The 22,222-nt window shown below is 46.1% G+C and carries 20 protein-coding genes and 2 tRNA genes; 9 read left to right on the forward strand and 13 right to left on the reverse strand.

Annotation, left to right across the window (positions count from 1 at the left end):
• Window positions 1-109 precede the first annotated feature (109 nt).
• Complete coding sequence (locus tag BC343_RS22910) at window positions 110-586, reverse strand: Lrp/AsnC ligand binding domain-containing protein (protein ID WP_067188338.1); 477 nt, start codon at window positions 584-586, stop codon at window positions 110-112.
• 152 nt (window positions 587-738) lie between these two features.
• Between BC343_RS22910 and BC343_RS31115 the strand changes: the two genes are divergently transcribed.
• Window positions 739-850 (forward strand) — tRNA-Asp (locus tag BC343_RS31115).
• 392 nt (window positions 851-1,242) lie between these two features.
• Here BC343_RS31115 and BC343_RS22915 read toward each other — a convergent pair.
• Window positions 1,243-1,830: a porin family protein gene (locus BC343_RS22915; RefSeq protein ID WP_078350496.1), complete on the reverse strand. Its 588-nt coding sequence runs from the start codon at window positions 1,828-1,830 to the stop codon at window positions 1,243-1,245.
• A gap of 168 nt (window positions 1,831-1,998) precedes the next feature.
• Here BC343_RS22915 and BC343_RS22920 point away from each other — a divergent pair, with 168 nt between their 5' ends.
• The 4 genes from BC343_RS22920 (at window position 1,999) to BC343_RS22935 (ending at window position 5,657) form a co-directional block, all read left to right on the forward strand.
• On the forward strand, window positions 1,999-2,214 hold the full coding sequence (locus BC343_RS22920) for a hypothetical protein (RefSeq protein ID WP_078350143.1): 216 nt from the start codon (window positions 1,999-2,001) through the stop codon (window positions 2,212-2,214).
• A gap of 67 nt (window positions 2,215-2,281) precedes the next feature.
• A complete protein-coding gene (locus tag BC343_RS22925; RefSeq protein ID WP_078350144.1) occupies window positions 2,282-4,024 on the forward strand; it encodes a S41 family peptidase in 1,743 nt (580 codons plus the stop codon).
• A gap of 183 nt (window positions 4,025-4,207) precedes the next feature.
• The gene (locus tag BC343_RS22930) at window positions 4,208-4,999 is read left to right on the forward strand and encodes a hypothetical protein (RefSeq protein WP_143822319.1); all 792 of its coding nucleotides are present in this window, start codon (window positions 4,208-4,210) and stop codon (window positions 4,997-4,999) included.
• A 124-nt stretch (window positions 5,000-5,123) separates the two neighbouring features.
• Window positions 5,124-5,657 (forward strand): hypothetical protein, encoded by a 534-nt coding sequence (locus tag BC343_RS22935; protein ID WP_202909842.1) that lies wholly within the window; start codon window positions 5,124-5,126, stop codon window positions 5,655-5,657.
• Between the two features lie 75 nt (window positions 5,658-5,732).
• Here BC343_RS22935 and BC343_RS22940 read toward each other — a convergent pair whose 3' ends face one another.
• Window positions 5,733-7,418, reverse strand: a complete 1,686-nt coding sequence (locus BC343_RS22940; RefSeq protein ID WP_078350146.1) for a sodium:solute symporter family transporter — start codon at window positions 7,416-7,418, stop codon at window positions 5,733-5,735.
• A 268-nt stretch (window positions 7,419-7,686) separates the two neighbouring features.
• On the opposite strand from BC343_RS22940, the gene BC343_RS22945 reads away from it, so the two are divergent.
• Window positions 7,687-7,760 (forward strand) — tRNA-Asp (locus tag BC343_RS22945).
• A 112-nt stretch (window positions 7,761-7,872) separates the two neighbouring features.
• On the opposite strand, the gene BC343_RS22950 is transcribed toward BC343_RS22945, so the two are convergent.
• From BC343_RS22950 to BC343_RS22975, 7 genes are read right to left on the reverse strand one after another with little or no spacing between them, the layout of a single operon-like run.
• Window positions 7,873-8,940 carry a hypothetical protein gene (locus BC343_RS22950; protein WP_078350147.1) on the reverse strand — a complete coding sequence of 356 codons (1,068 nt, stop codon included), beginning with the start codon at window positions 8,938-8,940 and terminating at the stop codon, window positions 7,873-7,875.
• A complete protein-coding gene (locus tag BC343_RS22955; protein WP_078350148.1) occupies window positions 8,918-10,594 on the reverse strand; it encodes an FAD-dependent oxidoreductase in 1,677 nt (558 codons plus the stop codon). Before BC343_RS22955 ends, BC343_RS22950 begins: the two co-directional genes overlap by 23 nt.
• Entirely contained in the window at window positions 10,572-12,080 is a 1,509-nt protein-coding gene (locus BC343_RS22960; protein WP_078350149.1) for a polyamine aminopropyltransferase, read from the reverse strand. The genes BC343_RS22955 and BC343_RS22960 overlap by 23 nt, the downstream gene beginning before the upstream one ends.
• A 6-nt stretch (window positions 12,081-12,086) precedes the next feature.
• Window positions 12,087-12,311 (reverse strand): DUF350 domain-containing protein, encoded by a 225-nt coding sequence (locus tag BC343_RS22965; RefSeq protein WP_078350150.1) that lies wholly within the window; start codon window positions 12,309-12,311, stop codon window positions 12,087-12,089.
• A gap of 12 nt (window positions 12,312-12,323) precedes the next feature.
• A complete protein-coding gene (locus tag BC343_RS31120; protein ID WP_156088771.1) occupies window positions 12,324-12,500 on the reverse strand; it encodes a hypothetical protein in 177 nt (58 codons plus the stop codon).
• Window positions 12,500-13,900: a DUF4178 domain-containing protein gene (locus tag BC343_RS22970; protein ID WP_078350151.1), complete on the reverse strand. Its 1,401-nt coding sequence runs from the start codon at window positions 13,898-13,900 to the stop codon at window positions 12,500-12,502. The genes BC343_RS31120 and BC343_RS22970 overlap by 1 nt, the downstream gene beginning before the upstream one ends.
• Before the next feature lies 1 nt (window position 13,901).
• A complete protein-coding gene (locus BC343_RS22975) occupies window positions 13,902-14,273 on the reverse strand; it encodes an S-adenosylmethionine decarboxylase family protein (protein WP_238381839.1) in 372 nt (123 codons plus the stop codon).
• 104 nt (window positions 14,274-14,377) lie between these two features.
• Between BC343_RS22975 and BC343_RS22980 the strand changes: the two genes are divergently transcribed.
• On the forward strand, window positions 14,378-15,136 hold the full coding sequence (locus tag BC343_RS22980; protein WP_078350152.1) for a metallophosphoesterase: 759 nt from the start codon (window positions 14,378-14,380) through the stop codon (window positions 15,134-15,136).
• 8 nt (window positions 15,137-15,144) lie between these two features.
• On the opposite strand, the gene BC343_RS22985 is transcribed toward BC343_RS22980, so the two are convergent.
• A complete protein-coding gene (locus BC343_RS22985; RefSeq protein ID WP_162276922.1) occupies window positions 15,145-16,224 on the reverse strand; it encodes a PQQ-dependent sugar dehydrogenase in 1,080 nt (359 codons plus the stop codon).
• A gap of 223 nt (window positions 16,225-16,447) precedes the next feature.
• Here BC343_RS22985 and BC343_RS22990 point away from each other — a divergent pair, with 223 nt between their 5' ends.
• Both BC343_RS22990 and BC343_RS22995 read left to right on the forward strand, forming a co-directional pair.
• Entirely contained in the window at window positions 16,448-18,406 is a 1,959-nt protein-coding gene (locus BC343_RS22990) for a beta-galactosidase trimerization domain-containing protein (protein ID WP_078350154.1), read from the forward strand.
• A gap of 16 nt (window positions 18,407-18,422) precedes the next feature.
• Window positions 18,423-19,697 (forward strand): DUF3472 domain-containing protein, encoded by a 1,275-nt coding sequence (locus tag BC343_RS22995; RefSeq protein ID WP_078350155.1) that lies wholly within the window; start codon window positions 18,423-18,425, stop codon window positions 19,695-19,697.
• 167 nt (window positions 19,698-19,864) lie between these two features.
• Here the strand turns inward: BC343_RS22995 and BC343_RS23000 are convergent, their stop codons facing one another.
• Window positions 19,865-20,614: an SDR family oxidoreductase gene (locus BC343_RS23000; protein WP_078350156.1), complete on the reverse strand. Its 750-nt coding sequence runs from the start codon at window positions 20,612-20,614 to the stop codon at window positions 19,865-19,867.
• Window positions 20,615-20,651: 37 nt separating this feature from the next.
• Entirely contained in the window at window positions 20,652-22,199 is a 1,548-nt protein-coding gene (locus BC343_RS23005; RefSeq protein WP_078350157.1) for a DHA2 family efflux MFS transporter permease subunit, read from the reverse strand.
• Between the last annotated feature and the right edge of the window lie 23 nt (window positions 22,200-22,222).

The raw sequence follows: 22,222 nt of genomic DNA on the forward strand, positions 1-22,222 counted from the left end.
ATCTTTTTTGCCAAAAAAATATCGAACAGCGATGCCCTAACATCATTGTTCGATATTTTAATATTAATACAGCAACTCGTGTTTGCCGGGCTAAAAGCTAAGTAAACGTTTACTCCAGGGTGATCTGTCTTTTAATACTTTCTTCCAAAGAGATGAACGTTTCGGTGCGTTGAATGCCCTTTACGCTTTGTATTTGCTCATTTAATACCTCGCGCAGGTGGTTGGTATCGTGGCAAACAATTTTAGCGAAGATGCTCCAGCTGCCGGTTGTGTAGTGTAACTCCACAATCTCGGGTACCATTTTAAGCTGCTTTACCGCTTCGTTGTATTGCGATCCTTTCTCGAGGAATATCCCCAGGAACGCAGTAACGTCATAACCAAGCTTTTGCGGGTTTACTTCAAGGCTTGCACCTTTAATTACACCCAGCTCCTCCAGCTTTTTCATGCGCACGTGTATGGTTCCGCCAGAAACGATCAACTCTTTTGCAATCTCCGTATAGGGTGTAGTTGCATTTTTCATCAAAATTGACAAAATCTGGATGTCAAGATTGTCAATTTCTAAATTTTGGGGTTTCCTGTGAGGCATATATTTAGATATCTATATTCAAATACAAGTTTAATTAAAATTAAAGTAAAAATAAAAATATTTTGTTGAAATATTTGCAAGGAATGCCAAAGTCCTTTAAATTTGTATAAAGCAAATCAGAAATGGTTGCTTGTTCTTTAAAGAAAACAAATTGTTGGGTGGTGAAATTTTTGGCAGACACACCTCCTTGTCGCGGTGGCGGAGATCATGGGAAACCCGAAGCGGGCTAACCACTCTGTGAAGGTTCGAACCCTTCCCCAACAGCAAGCTAAACGCAAGGTTTAGTTTATATCCTGTAGGATGGTGAAATTTTTGGCAGACACACCTCCTTGTCGCGGTGGCGGAGATCATGGGAAACTCTTAGCAATAAGAATAACCACTCTTTGAAGGTTCGACCCCTTCTCCTACAGCTCTTCTCATAATTTAGGTTTATAATTGGTTAGTAAAGGCCCCTGCCCATCAGGGGCTTTGCTGTTTTATAAGGTTTTGTAATTGATACGCCTAAAAGTTCCCGGAAAGAAATAACATCTAACACAGAATTTCGAATAGCCAATATCGAAGGTGGGGAGTTGTCACGGTTTTCGGTATTGTGGAAAAAACAAAAGCGCCCCGGTGGTAACCGGGGCGCTTTTTAAAAGTTCTCATGAGTCTATCCCTTAAAACAACTTAAACCCAACGCTTAAAGCCCAAAGGTTTTGGCGCTGTCCGTAGTTGGGGTTAATTTTGGTTAGCCCACCTTCGTACCTAAAATCGGCAGTAATGTGGCCTATGTCAACACCAGCGCCGGCCTGGAAACCCAGCGTACTTTTGCGGTAATCGCCAAAATCGTTGTAAGCACCGTTAACCGCGCTCGAGAAGTTGTCGTTCTTATCGAGTACATAACTGTAAACAGGACCGGCCATTATCCTGAAATTCAGGTTGTCGCCACCGAAGCCTTTGCCTATTAATAATGGCAGGTTTAGGGTAGTGAACTTTACTTTACCCTCCGACGTTGTATTGTTGTTGCTGGTAGGGAACGCAAATTTACCACCGCTACTACCCAGGTAAAGTTCGGGCTGCAGGTAAACGTTTGAACCTACACGCGCAAAAATACCGGCCTGGTAGCCTGTTTTGGTAGATTCACTTACGTTATCGGTGTTGATCTTAGAGAAATTTACCCCGCCCTTTATACCGAGCGAGAATTGTGCCTTGGCGCTAATAGCTGCCGACACGATGATTGCAATGCTTAAAAATAACTTTTTCATAGTGTTTGTTTTTGGTTGCATGCTTTGCTGCACAAATGCTAACAAGCATGGCTTTGTTTAGTTTATCCTCGGTTTGATGTTGCCTGCAGGTAAAAGTTTAACCGCAAGCCGCACATTAAACGTATACAGCGCTGTATTTTTTATATTTTTGTTGAAATAATTTGTTTTATGGCAGAAATTACTATCAGCAATAAAGATTGGGCACGCGTTAAAATTAAGGTTCAGCGCAAATACAACCACCTTACCGACGAGCAATTGCAATACACCGAAGGCCAGGAAGATAGCCTGATAACCCGCATGATGCAGCTGGTAAACCGCGATAGGGCTTATGTAGTGTTCACTCTTAAAAAAGCTTTGGTGAACATTGACAATAACCGCCTTTAAAATGAGTTAATTGATTTACATACGCAGCCTATTGCTGCGTTACATTTACCCCGGAGGGTTCTTTAAAATGGATACTGAGAGAAGGAAAGGCTTTAGCTACCGAAAACCGGCCATAGTTGCCAGTGTAATTGCCGTAGCCGTTACCGCATTTGGCTTTAACGACGACCTTTTCCAGATAGCTAAGAACCTGGATGTGTTTGCCTCGGTATATAAAGAGGTAAATATTAACTATGTAGATGAGGTAAATTCGGCGAAACTGGTAAAAACCGGTGTTGATGCCATGCTGGATGGTTTGGACCCCTACACCGAGTTTGTGCCCGAATCGGAAATAGAAGATTATAAGCTGCACTATGTAAGCACCCAATACGGTGGGATAGGAGCAAGTATCTTCATTCGCGATAATAAGGTGTTCATTACCGATATATTTACCGGTTTCCCCGCTTACAAAGCAGATATACGCCAGGGCGACCAACTGGTGAAGATAAACGACATTGACCTTACCGGTAAAACTAACGACCAGGTAAGCCAGCTGTTAAAAGGCTCTAAAGGCGCTGCTATTAAACTCCAGATCAAGCGCGGTGCCGATGCCCCTGTTGATAAAAACCTGGTGCGCGACGAGATAAAACAGCCCAACGTGGTTTACTCGGGCATGGTTGATGGCAATATGGGCTACATCAAGCTCAATAAATTCCTCGAGAACTCTGCCGATGAAGTTACCTCTGCCTTGTCAGCTATCAAAAAGAACAACCCTAACGGCATCATCCTCGATCTGCGCTCTAACGGTGGCGGTATACTGCAGGAGGCCGTAAAAATTGTGAACCTCTTTGTACAGAAAGATGTAATGGTGGTATCGCAAAAAGGGAAGGTGAAAGAGAAAAACTTTACCTACAATACGCAGGCTACGCCAATGGAACCCAACCTGCCGCTGGTGGTATTGGTGAACAGCCGCTCGGCATCAGCATCAGAAATTGTGGCGGGAGCCCTGCAGGATCTTGACCGTGCAATTGTAATAGGTCAACGTAGCTATGGCAAGGGGTTGGTTCAACAAACCTTTAACCTGCCTTATAATAGCCTGGTTAAAATTACCATTGCCAAATACTTTATACCATCGGGCCGTTGCGTGCAGGCTTTAGATTATACGCATCGTAAAGATGACGGTAGCGTAATAAAAGTTGCCGACTCTTTACTGCACGAATACAAAACCAAAAACGGCCGCTCGGTTTATGATGGCAGCGGTGTATACCCCGATATTTTTGTAAAGCAGGAGCGCTTTGCCAACATTACCCAAACGCTGGTAAGCAAATTGCTGATATTTGATTACGCTACGCAATACCGTAATGCTCACCCTAATATTGGCGATGCGCGGGCCTTTGCACTTAATGATGCAGGCTATGCCGATTTTACCAAATACCTGGCGGGCAAAAATTATAGCTACAGCACTGTCTCTGAAAAAATACTCGATCAGCTAAAAACCGAGGCTACTAAAGAAAAACAGTTCCCCGAGATACAGGCCGAATACGATGGTCTGAAAGCCAAAATGGCCGCCAGCAAAAAGAACGACCTGCAACTGCATAAAGAAGAAATAAAGCAGGTACTGGAGAACGAAATAGCCTCGCGCTACTACTACGAGAAAGGCCGCTACGAAGCCAACTTTAAATACGATAAAGAACTTGCCCAGGCCATAAAAACCATGCAGGATAAAGCGCAGCTGGCATCTATCCTGAAAGGAGAGGGTAGCTTTAAAGTAATAGGCAAGCCCGTATTGGCTATGGCCGATAAGAAAGCTGAAAAAGACGATAGCGAAGATTGAGCCTCAGTCTCTTCGTTTAAGATTTTGCCCGTTGTTATTTAACGGGCTTTTTTTCTTTCCTGTTATGGAATATCTGCAAACCACGCATCATAGTAATAAACGGCTATGAAACCTTACACCTTAATCTTTTTAAGCACATTCCTTTTCTCGCTTTTGGGCTTTAACGCTTTTGCCAGCCCTCAAATGCCCGATTACATTATTTATAAGTCGGATACTATTGGCACTTATAATCTTATTGTTGAACGTTATTTGCAAAATCAGCATCCGGCAGATTCAGCTAAACTATTTGGGTTAAGTTTTAGGGACGGTGCTTCATTTAACTGTTGGAGAGGGTATCAAGCTATTTATAAAATAGAGAATGATAGCCTCTTTTTAGTTGATATGATACAATGCGGCACACTGCGGCAAGTTAAAAGGGATACGGCTTGGTCGAATGGGCTTATGAAGAAAATATTTGGCAACGAGGTTGTAAACGGAAAGGTTTTTATTAATTGGTTTACAGGCGATATCAATTTCCCGTTGAATAGTAAATTGGTAAGATGGGACGGCGTTTTCTATAGGATATTTGAAAAGGAGCGTATAATAACTATCTCTGGCGGAAAGTTATCTAACACTGAAGATGTTTTAAACTATGTAAACGCCCCACACGGTATAAAAAGGGAGTATGGAGTAAAACTTTCAGATATCCTTTTTAAAAAGGTGAAAAAGATAAAATGGAGGAAATTGCCCGATTGCGATTGTTCTGACGAATATGTAATCACAATTGGCCCGGCGGGGAATGTCTCTAAAGTTGCGTTGGCAGGTGAAAATAGGGATGAAGTGAGCGAAAACGAAGGTTGCAGAAAGCTGATATTTGATGCTTTGCGAAAATTGCAGTTTGATATTATAAAAGACAAAGGCAAGCCAATTGCCGAAGATGTTTATTTGGAGATATGGGTAGAAGATAACGGCAAAACCGAGAACTGGACAAATTAGTGAGTTAATGTTTGCCCAGTCCGCGGTGCCCGGCTCTTGTAACATCCCCGTTATACTCCTCAATTCATTTAAACCCTCGGGTCGGTTTGTTTGTCATACCTGCAAAACAATAACAAACAAGACCATGAAAAAGATAATTTTAACAACTGCAATATTCTTAAGCGCCTTGTCATTCCAGGCTGCTAAAGCACAAATAAGTTTAAGCATAAACATTGGTAGCCAGCCAGAGTGGGGACCCGTAGGTTACGACCACGCCGACTATTACTACATGCCCGATATCGATGCTTATTACGATATCCCCGCCCATCAGTATGTTTATGTAGAAAACAATGTTTGGGTACACCGCGCATCGTTACCCGCCAGATACCGTAACTACGATGTTTACAAAGGCTATAAGGTAGTGGTGAACGAGCGCACCCCATGGGTACGCAACGAAGTATATCGTGCAAAATACGCAGGTTACAGAGGCCGTACAAGCCAAACTATCATCCGCGATAGCCGTGATGCTAGGTATGCCAACCATTGGAACGGCGACCGCCGCGAAATACGCCAGGATAAACGTGAAGTGCGCCAGGACAGAAGAGAAGTTAGGCAAGACCGTAAAGACTTGCGTAAAGACCGTAAGGATGCACGCCAGGATCGCCGTCACGGCCACTAATAAAGGCTATAATTGAATAAAAAAGACCGCTCCTCAATTTGAGGAGCGGTCTTTTTTATGACAAGTTTTTATCTCTTACCAAAAGAAAGAGTAAAGCGCTACAATTATACCGCAGACCAATAGGGCGCCGGCGGTGAATGCGCGATTAGTTTTAAACATTGATGAATCTATCTCCAGCCCGTTGGCAACAACGCCTTTGGCCTGGTCTATTTTAGAGATGATATACATACCTATAACGCAAAGCGCAAATACAAAGCCCATCCTATCGATGAACGGAATTTCGTAAACGCCTGCGCCATTATCTTTAGAGAAGCCCATTGGTGCTAAGAAAGAAAGGTTGGCAAATTGCGGAAGGAATTTAAAGAACACCGAGAATACAAAGCCGCCTATTGTAGCAAACAAAGCTGCGTTTGAAGTGGCTTTCTTCCAGAAGAAGCCTAAAATGAACATGGCAAATATACCCGGCGATACAAAGCCCGTATACTCTTGTATGTACTGGAAGCCTTGCTTGCCTTCGCCCATCAGCTGCTCGCCAATTACTAACGACATTACAACGCCCAAGCCCATAGCTACCACAACAGACCATTTACCCAGCGATACCAGTTTTTTATCGGTAGCGGCCGGTTCAATAGCTTTCTTGTAAATATCTAAAGTGAATATAGTAGCTATACTATTTGCTTTACCGGCAAGCGAGGCTACAATAGCAGCCGTTAAAGCCGCGAACGACAAACCTTTTAGGCCGGTAGGCAATAACGAAAGTAGGGTAGGGTAGGCTTTATTATAGTCGATAACGCCTTTTGAGCTTAACATCTCCTGCTGGAACATACCGCGTTGGTGCAAAACGTAAGCAGCAATACCCGGCAGTACCACAATTACCGGCATCAACAATTTAAGGAACGCCGCGAATAAAATACCGCCACGGGCAGTTTTTAAGTTGGCACCTAATGCACGCTGAGTGATGTATTGGTTACAGCCCCAGTAGTTAAGGTTAACTATCCACATACCACCTATCAGTACCGAAAGGCCCGGCAGGTCCATATAGTTAGGGTTATCCTTTTTAAATATCATGTGGAAGTGGTCGCTCGCTTCGGTATGCAGTGTTTTAAGGCCGGCAAGTATCGAGTGGTCGGGGGCATCTTTAGTAAGCTCGCCCAATCCATAGTAGGTTGCTGCCAAACCGCCCAGTATCAGTACAAATACCTGTATAACGTCGGTATAACCAATAACCTTCATGCCGCCCAGTGTAATTACCACTGCAAAAACTGCCAGTCCCAATATACATACGATGATGTTGATGCCCGAGATACCGCTGATGGCCAGAGCGCCAAGGTAGAGTATCGACATCAGGTTCACCACAATATACAGCAGCAACCAAAATATAGCCATAACCATGGCCACCGTGCCATTATACCGCTGATGAAGGAACTGCGGCATGGTAAAAATTTTGTTCTTGAGATAGATAGGGATAAAAAATACTGCTACAATGATAAGGGTAGCTGCGGCCATCCACTCGTAGGTAGAAATGGCCAAGCCCATTTTAAACGCCGAACCGCTGGTACCGATGAATTGCTCGGCAGAGATATTAGATGCGATGAGTGATGCACCAATGGCCCACCAGGTAAGGGAGCCTTCTGCCAGGAAATAATCTTTTGAAGTAGCATCGGCATTGTGCTTGCGTTTGTAGATCCAGTAACCGTAAGCCGAAACGATCACGAAGTAGATGGCAAAAACGACCTTATCGGCCATAGAAAGAGTATTCATTTATCTGCTCAGTTAAATTTTTATAGTTTGCGTAATTGGAGTGCTAATATTACGCTATATATAGCGGTTTAGCAAATTTTAGCTGTTAATGATACATTTTTACCATTGTATTGATACATATTGAACAAATGCCTTTAAATATCCGGACGTTCGTAACCCTTAAATAAAGTTATTCTGCTGTAAATAAGGGCTTAAAGTAAAGGGTGCGATATTTTTTTAAAATTTATTTGGATAAAGAAAGAAGGTGCGTATATTTGCAATCCCAAACGGAGTGGTAGTTCAGCTGGTTAGAATACATGCCTGTCACGCATGGGGTCGCGGGTTCGAGTCCCGTCCATTCCGCAGAGTAAATTAAGGAAATCCCTCAGATGAAAATCTGAGGGATTTCTTGCTTTTAGGGGATTTTAAATGTTAGCCTGCCCCGCAAAAAAACACCAAACTCAACACTGCGTATTCAGTCCTTATTCTTTATCTTCCAGATAAAACCGTCCAATACGTAATGGGTAGACTGCGGCAGCGCAAGCAATGGCACCAGGAAAGTAAGTGCCTGTTCGCCGGTTATACGCGGCAGTGCCGAGAACATACTAAACACACTGCCGTGTTCGCGCCAAACCATTCCGTCCCATACACCCTCTTCCAAATAGGCCAACGCTGCCAATAACACAATGAAAACTATAACGCCGTAGTGCCCGAAGCTGAGTTTAAGGATGGTGCTCTTTTTAACTTTGCCTTGCTGATACCTTTTTTGCTCGAAAACCCAAATAAGCGCCATATAAGGTATACCATGCGATACCACGTTGAGGGTGGTAAAGGCCAGGTCGCCGTTAAAATATACGATGCCGAAGTACCATGATAAAAAGGTGCCGGTGATAAGCAGATTTCGCGGCAGGTTAAATGTTTGGGTTCGATAAACGAACATGCATTCCTTAATGACATAAATGACAATGATGGCAAGATAAGCTACCATCCCAGTAACTAACAATAGCGGTGAAGGATGGGTAAGGATATCCCCCTCAACAAACCAGCTAAAATTGCGCCCGCCCGCAAAATGCCAGTAAAACAATGGGTAAATAGTGGCGGTGTATATGGCAATATTGTCTATTCGCCTGTACCATTTGGGGCTATCCTCATAACGTGAATACAGCCGCATAAAGCCGTACTGTTGCCTTATAAAATGAAAAACGGCCAGGTAAGCCAGTATCCGCCAAAACAACATACCGTTGTAACTGTACAGTAAAACGCCTGCAATGTAACAAGCCAAGGGGACGGTAACTAAAAAAGCATCGTGCTTATAGGCCCCGGCAATAAAATAAGTACGGTACAGGGTGCTGTAAACGTGGGCAACATCAATAAAAACAACCAAGAACAACCAATAGTAAGCAGGCATGGCGGCATTGGTTTGAAACTGCGCCGGCAAACAAACCACCAGCAACAACGCAATAAAAGGCGGCGACAGGATAAACACCCCATCGGTAATGGCCGAGTGCAGCCATGGCTGTTTATGCGTTTGCGTGTTTTCCATTATACGCTAAAACTTGTTCGGCGGCACGTAGTCCCTGGTGAAATGCCTCTTCGAAAATAGATATCCCGCTCAGATCGGTATGGGCAAAAAACAGGTTATTATTTATGGGCTGCTTTGCTGCCTGCCTGTCGGCCCCCCAAATATAGTTTACGGCGGGTGATATCATGCCGTGCCCCCATATCCAGCATTCCACGTGTTCAATAAAATCGCTAATGCCGGGGTGCATAAACTCCAACTCGGGCATCATCATATCCAGCCATTGCTCGTAAGTACGCGTATAAGCTGCCAGCCGTGCCACACGTGGTTCGTGATCGCATAGCGGCAAATACCAGGTAAGCACTCGTTTACCATTGGTCATGCTGATGGCTTGCTGCCCTGCGTTTACATACCCTACCGAAGGCGTGTTGTAGGCCACATTATCCCAGCATAAGCCGGCACCTTTACTTTGTGGTAGCCCCTTCACAGTAATATTGGCTATGAACCAGGGCGAGTAATGCATGGCATCATAATTAACGCCTCTGTTAACATCTTTCAGGATTTTTTTGTTGACGAATTGAGGCGTGGCCATAATAACATTATCGGCGATGATGGTAGCCGACGTGCCTTTAGCGATATCATAAACCTGTACGGCAAGCTTGCCATCGGATTGATGGCTCAGGCTGTAGCAGATGTTGTTTTTAATAATGCGTGGGGCTACGGACGCTGCCAGTTGCTTGGTCAGCCAGCCATTACCCTCGGGCCAGGTTAGTACGGCATTGGGTTCGGCATTGGCGGCTTTGCCACGGCGCGATGCAAAATAGTGCAGCCCCGCCCAGGCAGATACCTTTTGTATCTGTTGCCCGTAATCGTCCTTACAGCAATAGTTCAAATACCATAGCAGGTAGGCCGAATGAAAACCCTGCTGTTTCAAGTATTCGGCAAAGCTTATTTTATCTAATGAGCGGTATTTTTCGTCGGCACTGCTATTGTCCAGCGGGATATCGAAGGCGTGTTTGCCATCGTTGCCTTTGGCTTTCTTTAGTTCCTCTATTAGCACAAAAAACTTCTTTACCTGCGCTTTGTCGGCCGCTGGCAAGCCAAAATCGGGCACCAGCCCTTCCTGCCACTGCCCGTTTATTAGCAGGCGCTCTTCGGGGTCGAAGCAGAGGTAATATTCATTGTAAACGGGCAGGCCATTTTCAAAGCCTGTGATTATGCCGCATTCGCGGTAAAAGTTAATAAGCGGCGTGTCCTCGTTGTTGGCAATAGTTACATAATGCGCGCCCAAAGGGTATGCCGAAGTGCTATTGCTGCCATAGTGCGCGTTACCGCCCGTGTGGTTCTCCAGTTCCAACAGTTCAAAATCATTATAGCCCTGTTTTTGCAGATGCCAGGCTGCCGAAAGCCCCGATATGCCGCCGCCAACGATGAGTGTTTTTACTTTCCGTGTAGTTGCAGGTGCCGGGAGGGGCAGTTTATCGCGCAGGATATGCCCTGCCTTGGCATTTGGTCCTTTAATGCTGCCGCTGATATTCTTATAGGTGGTGTTGGGTTTTATCTTCCGCAGGCAACCGCTCAGGAATATGCCCCCGGTAACCAGCCCGGCCTTCAACAAAAACGAGCGCCGCCCAATGCCTTTAACAAAGCCGCCATTATAAAACCGTCGACCACTCATCCTCGAAATATTTTACCAGCACCTGGTTGTTAAGCTTGTTCACATCCGTTTTTACCTTGGCCATATCCTTGGGAAAGTAAAACATTAAGTCGAGGCTTTCTTTGGTAATAAAGCGCAGCTCCGGTACAAAATGGTCGGGCTTTTTATAGCTAGGGTTTTCGGTGGCCATAATATAGCCCCATTCGCCAAAGGATGGTACATTATTATGATAAGGTATGGTACGTAGCCCTACCGAGCGCAGGGTGGTATCAACCGTCCAAAACGATTTCGGGGCAACATAGGGCGATGTTGACTGCACCACCATAATACCGCCGGGCGCCAGCGCGCCTTTTGCCAGTTTGTAAAAAGAATTGGTATAAAGTTTCCCTACCGAATAATTGGAGGGGTCGGGGAAATCTATCACCATAAAATCGAATTTCTGTTTATCGGCCCGCAGCCAACTAAAGGCATCGGCATTTACCACTTTAACCTTGGGCGATAGCAATGAGTTTTTATTCAGTGCCAGCAAAGCGGGGTTCGATTTGAATAGCCCCGTCATCCCCTTATCCAGGTCTACCAGTGTTACACTTTTGATGTTTGGGTATTTCAATATCTCGCGCACGGCCAGCCCATCGCCACCGCCCATTACCAATACGTTTTGCGCGTTGGGCAAAGCCTGTAGGCCGGGGTGCACCAAGGCCTCGTGGTAGCGGTATTCATCGTCTGAACTAAATTGTAGGTTGCCATTCAGGAACAGGCGCAGCACTTTGCCTTTTTTAGTAAGGATGATGCGCTGGTAAGGCGTACTTTTTGAATAGATGATGGTTTCGTTATAGGTAAGCGATTCTGAGAAATTGGTGATGGCATTAGCATAAACAAAACCTGCCAAAAGCAGCAGTATGCAAATAATGCCGCTGGTTTGAAGGTAGGCAACGGCTTTAATTTCTTTACGGAAGTTGAAGCACACAATAAGCGCCACTGCCACATTAAGCATACCCACCATGTATGATGTTTTCACCAGCCCGAGGTAGGGGATAAGCAGCAGCGGGAATATAATGGAGGCAAGCAGCGCGCCGATATAGTCGAAGGTGAAGATGTTCGACACCAGATCCTTAAATTCGTAGCGGTCTTTCAATATCCGCATCAGCAGGGGTATCTCCAAACCCACCAAAATACCGGTTAGGCCTACCAGGCTATATAGGATGATGCGGAACGATGCAGCACTCTCGAACACCAAAAACAGGATGGTTGAACTGGTGCCGCCAACCAGGCCTACCAGCAACTCTAACTGGATGAACCAGGAGATGATATTTTTATCGAAGTATTTTGATATCCAGGAGCCAATACCCATCGAGAACAGGTAGGCGCCAATGATGGTGGAGAACTGGGTTACCGAATCGCCCAGCAGGTAGCTGGCCAGCGTACCGGCTATCAGTTCGTAAATAAGCCCGCAGGTGGCCACCACAAACACCGATAGCAGCAGCAGGGCATGCAGTTTTTTGTTCATAAGCTATTAACCGTGTATGGCCGAGCTTACGATCATAGCAACCGCTATCATGAACGAGGCGCATACGATGGCCAGGGCGATGTTATTCTTCTGTACAATTTCCTTCCACAGGTTCTCGGGCGTAATTTTCTCTACTATCCAATACGATATCATTAAAATTAAGATACCGATAACCGAGTACAGCACCGATGCGATGATGTACTTGTAATTTATTAAGTCGTGTAAGCTCATGGTATAAAGGTTTTATTTATGATAAAATGTGTGTACGCCCCTGGTATGGCTGCTGCTGTTGTATTCGGTATTGCGGGTTACGCTGCTGCTTTCCCAAAATGCTATACCATTTACCGCCGTGTAGGCGTAGTAACCCAATATTGCTATAGCGAAGATGAGGTAGTATTTGCCGTTGTTTAAACTCTTCATTATTCGTCGTCTTCGTAAGGTGAATAATCGCTGTTCATCCAGCGTTTCTTTTCATAGGCGCGCATGCGGTACCAGGCAAAGGCAGGGTAGATGCAAAGCAGTAATAAACTAACAAAAAAGTTTTTCCAGATAATTGGATTGGCGGTAGCGCTGATGTGTAGTGCTGGCCCCGCAGCATAACTTGCTGTACTACCACCTGTGTTAGCAACAACGGCACTGTCCGCGCTAAAGGATGTGGTTGCAGGAACTGTTACAGGAGCCGGAGGCGCTCCTGCCGCCGGGTAAACATTCAAGTGGTATTTACCTGCCGGGATGGCCGAAAGCAACACATCTGTTTGCTGGGAACCTTCCGACCAGCTTTCACCGTCTTCGTAACCATGGTAGTACTCTATACTTTCGGTCACTTCCCAGCTTTGGTTATCCTTTTCGTTTACCAGCACTACAGTGGCTTCCGCCCAGTTATTGTCAACATCGGCATTTATCTTAAAATCTAATGCCGATTGCTTTGTTAGTTCGAACGATGGCGTTATAAAGGGCTTAAACTCGTCGGCCTTGGTAGTATCGCGCTCCATGACATGGGTAGTTTCAAGCAAGGGCACCTTCGGCGAAATATAAGAGGCCGCAAAACCTATTGCCGCAAGCAGGATAATAATTACCGGGAAAAATTTATTGATAGCGAACCAGCGTTTTGCTGCAGCCGAGGGTTGGTTGGCCCCAATGCCTACCCGTTCGGGAAAGGTATTTACATCTATTTTAAAAGCATCGGCAATTTCTTCGGGCTCGGCATACCGGCCCAGGTAAAACTGCGCCCGGCTGTAGTTGGGCACATGCTCTTTATAGAGTATTTGCGGCGGGGCAATAAACTCGCTGGTTTTTGGCTTCTCAAATAATATATCCCAATCAAACTCGCCCACAAGTGCGGTGGTTACCGCGGTGTATTTATTAAACAGCGTGTATTCGTTCTCCTGGTAGTTGATAAAGTTCCAGCCTTTGTCTTTCAGTTCATCCAGCTCGGGAAAAAAGTCTTTACCGGCTACAAAGTTCCAGTGCCCATCGTATTCGGCAAAGTTAGCGTAACCTTTCTCGTAATTGTAAAGGATGTATTCGCGCCAGGCGTAGGGATTGCCCTGCTCTTTTTTTTCTACAAAAGCTATTACTTTGAACTGGTACCCTCTGAATAAGCCAACGCTGCCCAATTTAAGTACAGGTTTTTCGGTAGGCCTTGGCGCTTGTTTTTGTACTACCGCAGTTTCGCTTGCTATGAACCGCAGGAAAGAGGTACAAGAAGTACAAACGCAAAACTCGCTGCCTTCAGGGTCGTAAAGTGTAATAGGGGTATGGCACTTCGGGCAGTTGAAATCTTCCGAATAAGGGAAAGCTTTTAAATTTGTTGTAGCCATACTACCTTACCAATTCGGTTTTTTTAATTTCGGTACCCTTGAAAAATTCCAGCACACGGGCATAAATGGCCTTTACTTTTTCCGAATTATCTTTTTGATAGTTAGATAAGAAGATATCAAAAGTAGCCAGGTTAAATTCGGGCCAGGTGTGTATCGACAGGTGCGATTCGGTCAGGCAAATCACTGCGGTGAAGCCTGCGCCATCAAAATCGTGGTAAACCTCACCCACTTTCTCCAATGAATGTTCGGTAACAAGTTCGTTAAAAAAAAGCTTGCAAGGAGCCGATGCAGAAAGGCACGACACATCGTCCACAGAAAATTCGGCTAAAATATGTAGTCCCGGTTTATACAACATGGATAAGGTTTCTTTCAAACCAAAGATAATAATTTGACCGAAAAGAAAAGAGCTTGTTACATGGTTGTTTGCCTTAGTCAATTTAGATAGTAAATACTGGCATTACGCGTTACCTTTGGCCAATGGTGATTCAATACTGCTCAGATCTGCATTTAGAATTCTTTTCGAACCGGGAGTTTGTTGATGGTAATCCTCTATTGCCTATTGGTGAGGTGCTGATATTGGCCGGCGATATTGTAGCATTAAATTCTATCAACCATAGCAATTCTTTTTTTAATTATGTAAGCGATAATTTCCGCGAAACTTATTGGGTGCCGGGAAATCACGAATACTATCATGGCGACCTTGAAAGCAGAGTAGGCCCGTTCACAGAAAAAATACGCCCGAACGTTACTCTTATGAATAATACAGTGATAGAAGAAGAAAATGTTCAACTAATATTCAGTACGCTCTGGTCTTCCATCCAACCGAATATGGCCTGGCAGATTGAGAGAGGAATGAACGACTTTTATCAGATCACAAATAGCGGGAAGCGGTTTGATACATTAGCCTATAATGAATTACACACCAGGGCCGCTAAGTTTTTAGATGGTGAATTAAGCAGGTCCACTCCTAAAAAGCGGGTTGTTGTAACGCATCATGTGCCAACCTTTCGTAACTATCCTCCTGAGTATTTGGGCAGTGCCTTGAACCAGGCATTTGCAAGCAACCTCGATGGACTTATCGAGACAACAGCTCCCGACTACTGGATATTTGGGCATCACCATCGTAACATACCACCATTTAACATCGGTAGTACAACAATGCTAACTAACCAGTTGGGTTACATCGATGCAGGCGAACATCATACATTTAATGATTCCGCTACAATAACAGTTTAAGTCCTCAGCTACTTCCATACATAATAAAGCGCTCCATTCTTATCATCCGTCACAAAAAACGAGTTGGCATCGTTCATCATCACATCGCATGGGCGGCCAAGGCGGTCGGCTTTGTTTTTGCCGGTTTGGAAGCCTGATATCACGTCGACGTATTTATCCCGCCCGGTTATCATTACCACCGCATTGCCCCGCTGCCGCCAAACGCTGGTAGAGCCATGCAGGGCAACAAGGAAGTTGTTGGTCAGTTGCGGGTCGCTGAAGTTGCTGAACCAGTCGAAGCCCAATGGTGCCGAATGTGGTTTAAAACCACAAAAAGCAAGTGGCGGCTTCGGCGGCACGGTTATGTTTTGCAGCCTTGCCGAATCCATCATTTGCTTATCGGGGTAAATTTTTTGCCCGTTTTGTGCGTAAAAGGGCCAGCCATAATTTTTGCCCTGTTCCATAATGCCAAACATATCCTCGGGGTTATCAGGCTTCATCAGGTCACGGCTCATCATGGTACCCCAAAGGCGATCTTTCACCCATTTTATAGCTACCGAATTGCGCACCCCGGTGGCAAAAGTTTTTTGTGCGCTGCCGTCGGGGTTCATTTCTATAATGGTGGCGCGGATAGCTTCCTTTTCTATACAGGCATTGCAACTGCTGCCCACGCTTACATATATTTTGCCGTTATGCTGCGCAAGGCTGCGGGTAAGGTGCCAGCCGCCATACTTGTAGCTAAGCCCTTGTGCCGGGAAGGTGGCCAATATTTGCTGTTGCCCGGTAAGTGTAGTATCGCCGGAGTAGTATGGGTAGCGCGAAAGTTTATCCGTTTCGGCAATATAGATGTAGTTGATGCCTTTATCGGTGTAGAACATCACTTGGTTAGGGTTATGCAGTTTATCGGCAAAAAGCGTTGTTTTCCTGAACTGCTTTGTAGTGTTATCCCAATTATCAAAAATATAAATGCGCCCGCGTTGGTTATCGGCAAGGCTGTGCATATCGGTACAAAACAAACGCCCATCTGGGCTTTTGGCCAAAAAACGCAAGCGGCGCATACCTTCTGCCGCAACCGAAATATGGTACCCTGCGGGGATGTTAAGCTTCATATTCACGCCGTTTTTAAGCGCCACGGGTTGAGGCGCTAATTTGATTTGTGCCTTTGTGTTCAGGCTGAAAAACATGAGCACTGCAAGGAAAGTGAAGGGGCGACAGGTTTTAGGCGGGCAGGATAGCATGGGTTTTTATTTGCAGCAAGTTATTAAAAATAGCCCGAATGAGTAGCGTACAGCGGATCTCCAAACCATTTTTTATGGCGGGGGTTGTTTATAAATGCAGTATTCATCAAAACAGGAAGCCACACCGATAATGCTGGGCGCGGAAGTATTTATAGAACCCGGGCAAAGGCCTGAAGAAATAGATACCTGGTTTTTACGGCTGAAAGAGGCGGGCATGCAGGTGACGCGCATACGATTATTCGAAACCTATATGCACCAGCCCGACGGCAGTTGGGATTTTACCTTGTTTGATACCGCATACCGTGCTGCAGAAAAGTACGGCATAAAGGTTTATGGCAATTTGTTCCCGGCCACAGCATTTACCGATCTGGGCGGACTGAAGTTCCCGGATGATGAAGCGCATTTACAGTCGATAGCCAATTACACCAAACATGTGGTTTCTCATTTCAGTCGATTCAAATCGTGTTACGGTTGGGTGCCGGTAAACGAACCCGGGTTGGGGCAATTCCCTGCCGGACCACTGGCGGAAGCTAAATTTAAAGAATGGAAAGACAGCTTGCCTGAAGCCGAATACAGCAGCGGCGGCTACGACCATTTCGACTTTGCCGATGAACGTTTCCTGGTTTACTACAATACCTGGTTTTTGCAATGGCTGACGGATGAGATACACCAGTACCACCGCGGCAGCATCATCCATGTAAACAACCACGCCATATTTAAAAATGTGGGCGAATATAACTTTACCGACTGGCGTAAATTCCTCACCAGCTTGGGCGGTTCGGCACATGCGAGCTGGCATTTCGAATACTTTACGCGGCCGCAGTATGCACTGGCCGTTGCCGCCAATTGCGAAATCATCCGCTCGGGTGCAGGTGATATCCCCTGGTTCATGACGGAGCTTCAGGGCGGCAACAATACCTACAGCGGTTTTTTAGCCTTATGCCCAACTGCCGAAGAAATTAGCCAATGGCTGTGGATAGCCATTGGCAGCGAAAGCAAGGGCGCTATTTTCTGGTGCCTCAACCCGCGCTCGTCGGGCATAGAAGCAGGCGAGTGGGGTATGCTCAATTACCTGAACGAGCCAAGCGACAGGCTGCTCGCCGCTACCGAGGTTGCGGAAGTGCTAAACAATAACATAAGCCTGTTCGAAAACGCCAAAGAAGTTGAGTCGGGCATCAATATCCTTTACACCCGCGAATCGTTATGGGTAGAAAAGAAATTGCAAATGGGCGGCAAAGTTTACGAAGGCCGCGGAGAAGGCGGGATGATGAAATCGGCAATCGCTTATTTTGAGGCATTGACCGAAGCAGGCATGCAGGCGAATTTTAAAGAGATAAGCGAGTTTGATCTTTCACGCGATGACTACACCGGTATTGCAATTTTACTGGCGCATCAAATATCAATTCCCCATCAATACTGGCCTTTGCTGGAGGCCTTTGTGCAAAAAGGTGGCAAACTGATAGCGGACGGGCTAACCGGCTATTACGACGAGAATGCCGTGGGTACGATGCGGCTGGGTTCGCCATTGCGCAATTTGTTTGGTGCCGATATATTGGAATACAAAGCCATTGACGAGCCGGAGGGCATAGACGTTGACGGGCATTTATTGCAGGCCTACCAATGGGTAGGCCTGCTGAGCCCTACAACTGCAAAGCCAATAACACAAAACGGCAACACTGTTTTTGCAGTGGCGAACAGCTATGGCAAAGGGCAAACCTGGTGGCTGCCAACCATGGCGGGCTTGGGCGCCCGGTTAAAAGGCGATTACACCGCCCTTAACCAATTCCTGAAAGATGCCTTGAAATATCAGGATAATAAGATCCCCTTCATGTTCGATGCGCCGCAGCCGGGTGTGTTAATGAAAACCATGCAAAGCGGCAACAGTACGATAACCATCATCATCAACAAATCGGGCGAGCGCAGGGATGTGGGTTTACTGATGCCTTCGCCGGCGCCCGAACCTACGGTACTGTTCGCCAACAAAGGTGGCAAAACGGGCGGAAACCATATCAGTATTGATACAGAGGAAACCATTGTGATCAAATGGGAATAAACTAATTTTAGCCCTCATGAAAAAGCTGTTATTCCTTTTTGCCTGTTTAGTAAGTTCGGTTGCGTTTGCCGCGGATGAGCCTATAGTTATCCCCCTCGGCGGCAACGCCTGGGTAAACGGAAGTGCGTTGATAACCGACGACGGCTTAATGCAGTGGACCAGCTCCAAATCAACAGCCGATATTTATTTTCGTGTACCTTCGGCGCAGCAATTGGGCCTGGCTTTACGCCTGCGCGTGCCATCGGGCAAAAGCCGGATAAGCATTACCGTAGGCAAAACGGTTTTCACAAAAGATATCAGCAACACTGAGTTTGATACCATAGCCATCGGCAATATCACCGTAGCCGATGCCGGGCATGTTAAAGTTAGTCTGAAGGGTATTAGCCGTACCGGCTTAGCCTACGCGCAAGTGTCCGATCTGTTGCTTACCGGTGCCAAAGATGCTAAGCAATTCACCTATGTGCGGGTTGGCTCCTCGTACCATTTTGGCAGGCGCGGGCCATCGGTGCATTTGCGGTACGATGTGCCGAGCGACATTAAGAAACAGGTGAAATGGTTTTATAATGAGATAAGCGTACCTGAGAAAATGGACGTAATAGGCTCTTACTTTATGGCAGATGGTTTTAGCGGCGGGTATTTTGGTATGCAGGTAAACTCACCAACCGAGCGGCGCATATTGTTTTCGGTTTGGAGCCCCTTTAATACCGACGACCCTAAAAGCATCCCCGACAGCCTGAAAGTAAAACTGTTGAAAAAAGGCGCAACCGTACACGGCGGCGAATTTGGAGACGAAGGCTCGGGCGGGCAAAGCTATATGCTGTACCCATGGCAGGCTGGTAAAACCTACGCTTTTTTGCTGCGTGCCGAACCGGATAAAGCCACGAAACATACAACATTCACGGCTTGGTTTAAAGATGTTGCAGCTGGTAAGTGGCTATTGGTAGCCAGCTTCAGCCGCCCGCAAACCGATACCTATTTAACCAGCTTATACTCTTTTTTAGAGAATTTTGAACCCGATAGCGGCAACCAGGTGCGGTTGGCTAATTTTAAAAACCAATGGCTGGGCGACAGCAGCAACAATTGGCACGAAAGCACCGGCGCCCTCTACACAGGCGATGCCACCGCTAAAACTAATTATCGAAAAGACTATGCCGGCGGCAGCAATGGCAACATGTTCTTTTTAAAGAACGGCGGCTTTTTTAATGAGTTGGTGCCCTTGAGTACAAATTTCAAAAGAACAGGCGGCGGCCCCGCACCGGTTATTGATCTTGATGCTTTGCCGATGGAATAATGTCTCCCTTTTGTCATCCTGAGCGAGAGCGAAGGATCTGTTGGAGCCATTGCATTGTCCGACATGCTTTGTGGCTAATAGATGCTTCGTGCCTCAGCATGACAATGAACAAAAAACGGGCTACCCCATAACAGGACACCCCGTTCAAAACTAATTAAAACGAAAAATTATTCGCCGCGGCTGTTTAGCTGGGCAAAGGCGGCCTCGGCATTGGCGAAGAAGCCCTTATAGAAATCAGCAGTACCGCCAACGTGTACTTCGTAAGTATCGGTTTCGAAAGCCTGTAACAGCTCCGTAGCTACCTGCGATGCCGGGATACCGTTCTCGCCGCCTATCTCTTTAGAAAAATCGGTATTCACCAACGGCGGCATCAGTTCAAATACTTTCACGGTGCTGTCGTTCTTCAGCAACGAATACCTTAACGACTGTGTGTAGGCATGCAAAGCCGCTTTACTTGCCGAGTAAGTAGGTATGGTATAATGCGGAGCCAAACCTAATATCGAACTTACATTCACTATAGCAGCCTCAGGGCGGGCTTTTAAACCGGGCAGCAGTTTATCCGTCAAGCGCAATATGGCAGTAAAGTTGGTAAGCATTTCGGCGCTCGCTTTTTCGTAGGTATTGGCATCGGTTGCCAGATTATAATAAAAAGCCTGCCCGGCATTGTTGATGAGCACATCTAAAGCCGGGTGCTTTTCGGCAAGGTAGGCAACCAGTTTATCGGTGTCTTCTGCACTGGTTACATCAAAAGCGAAAGTGTCAACATCGCCTAATTGTGCGGCGGCCTCTTTCAACCTGTCGGCATTGCGGCCAGTAATGATCACCTTGTTGCCTTTGGCGCTTAATTGTTTTGCGATCTCGAAACCGATACCCGAGCCTCCACCGGTTATCAGTATGGTTTTATTACTAATGTTCATGGTGTTTTTTTTATATGTTGTGTATATATGTTTTTAATTAATGGTCGGATATGATTACGCCCGGTACCGGCTTTTTGGCTTTCAGTACAAAAAGTAGTAGCGGTAGTGCCAGCACGAATAGCAGCCCTATCAGCATATAGCTATCCAGGTAACTCATCAGGGTTGATTGTTTTACCACGCCCATATCCAGCAGTTTCATCGCTTTTGCTTTCGCATCTAATAAACCTATGCCGTGTTTTTGGAAGTTGGCCACATAGCCGTTCAGGCGGGCGGTTACCAAGGCATTACCCTCGGTAATGTGGGTAAGCAGGTCGGTACGGTGCGAGGCTGTGCGCTGGAACGAATAGGTATTGATAAGCGATATGCCGAACGAACCGCCCAACTGCCGCATCATGTTATTAAGTGCTGCTCCCTGCGGAACATCCTTTGCCGCCAGCGACGATATGGCCAACGCGGTTAATGGCACGGTTAAAAATGCCAGCCCCAATGCACGAAAAATAAGCGTATAGGTAATTTCGGAAGCGGGCGACTCGAGCGTTATCTGTGCCATGCGCCAGTTAAAGTAAATAAAGCATAAAAAGCCAACCGCTATAATTGCTACTGCAGGCACGCCGTTTTGTAAGAGTTTACCCGATATCATGAGCCCTACTATCGCCAGTATTGCGCCGGGCAATAGTAGCAATCCAGTTTGCGATGGTGTGAAACCCAGCAGCCGTTGTGCAATAACCGGTGTAAGGAATACCGAGGTGAACATACCAATGCCGGTAACAAATGTGAGAATGGCGGCGATGCTGAGTGTTTTACTTTTGAGTACGCGCAGGTTCACCACTGGGTGAGGCACTTTTAACTCCCACAAAACAAATGCGGTTAGGGCAACAATGGCTATCACGGTAAACCAGATGATGTAATTGGTTTCGAACCAGTCTTCGGTTTCGCCGCGCTCTAATACGGTTTGCAGCGTGCTTACGCCAATGGCCAACAGGGCTATGCCGGTCCAGTCGATGCTTTTTGCTTCGGTTTTAATGGGCGGCTCGGTGAGCAGGTAGTAGCATGATACCGCAGCGGCTATGCCTATGGGGATATTAATATAGAATATCCATGGCCAGGAAATATCTTCAGTGATAATCCCGCCTAATGTAGGGCCGATGGTAGGACCAATAAAAACGCCTATACCGAAGAGCGCACTTGCAACGCCTTGTTTTTCTTTAGGAAATAGCTCGAATACCACCGCCTGCGATACCGAAAGCAGTGCCCCACCGCCCAAGCCCTGCAAAAACCTGAACAGTACCAACACCCAAAGGTTGCTTGCCTGCCCGCACATCAGCGAACAAATGGTGAACAGGATGATGGAGCCGATATAATAATTCCGCCGCCCGAGTTTAGTAGTCAAAAAGCTGGTGATGGGGATAATAATAACGTTCGCAATGGCATAAGAGGTGATAACCCAAGAGGTATCTTCGAGTGTAGAACCCAAATTGCCGCTCATGTAGGATAGTGCAACGTTCACTATCGATGTATCTATAAGCTCCATAACCGCAGCGAGGATAACGGTGAAGATAAGTAGTTGTCTTTTTAGTGGCGACATGGTAATATACCAATCGGTATTTT

Source organism: Mucilaginibacter pedocola, from assembly GCF_002013915.1.
Classification (GTDB): domain Bacteria; phylum Bacteroidota; class Bacteroidia; order Sphingobacteriales; family Sphingobacteriaceae; genus Mucilaginibacter; species Mucilaginibacter pedocola.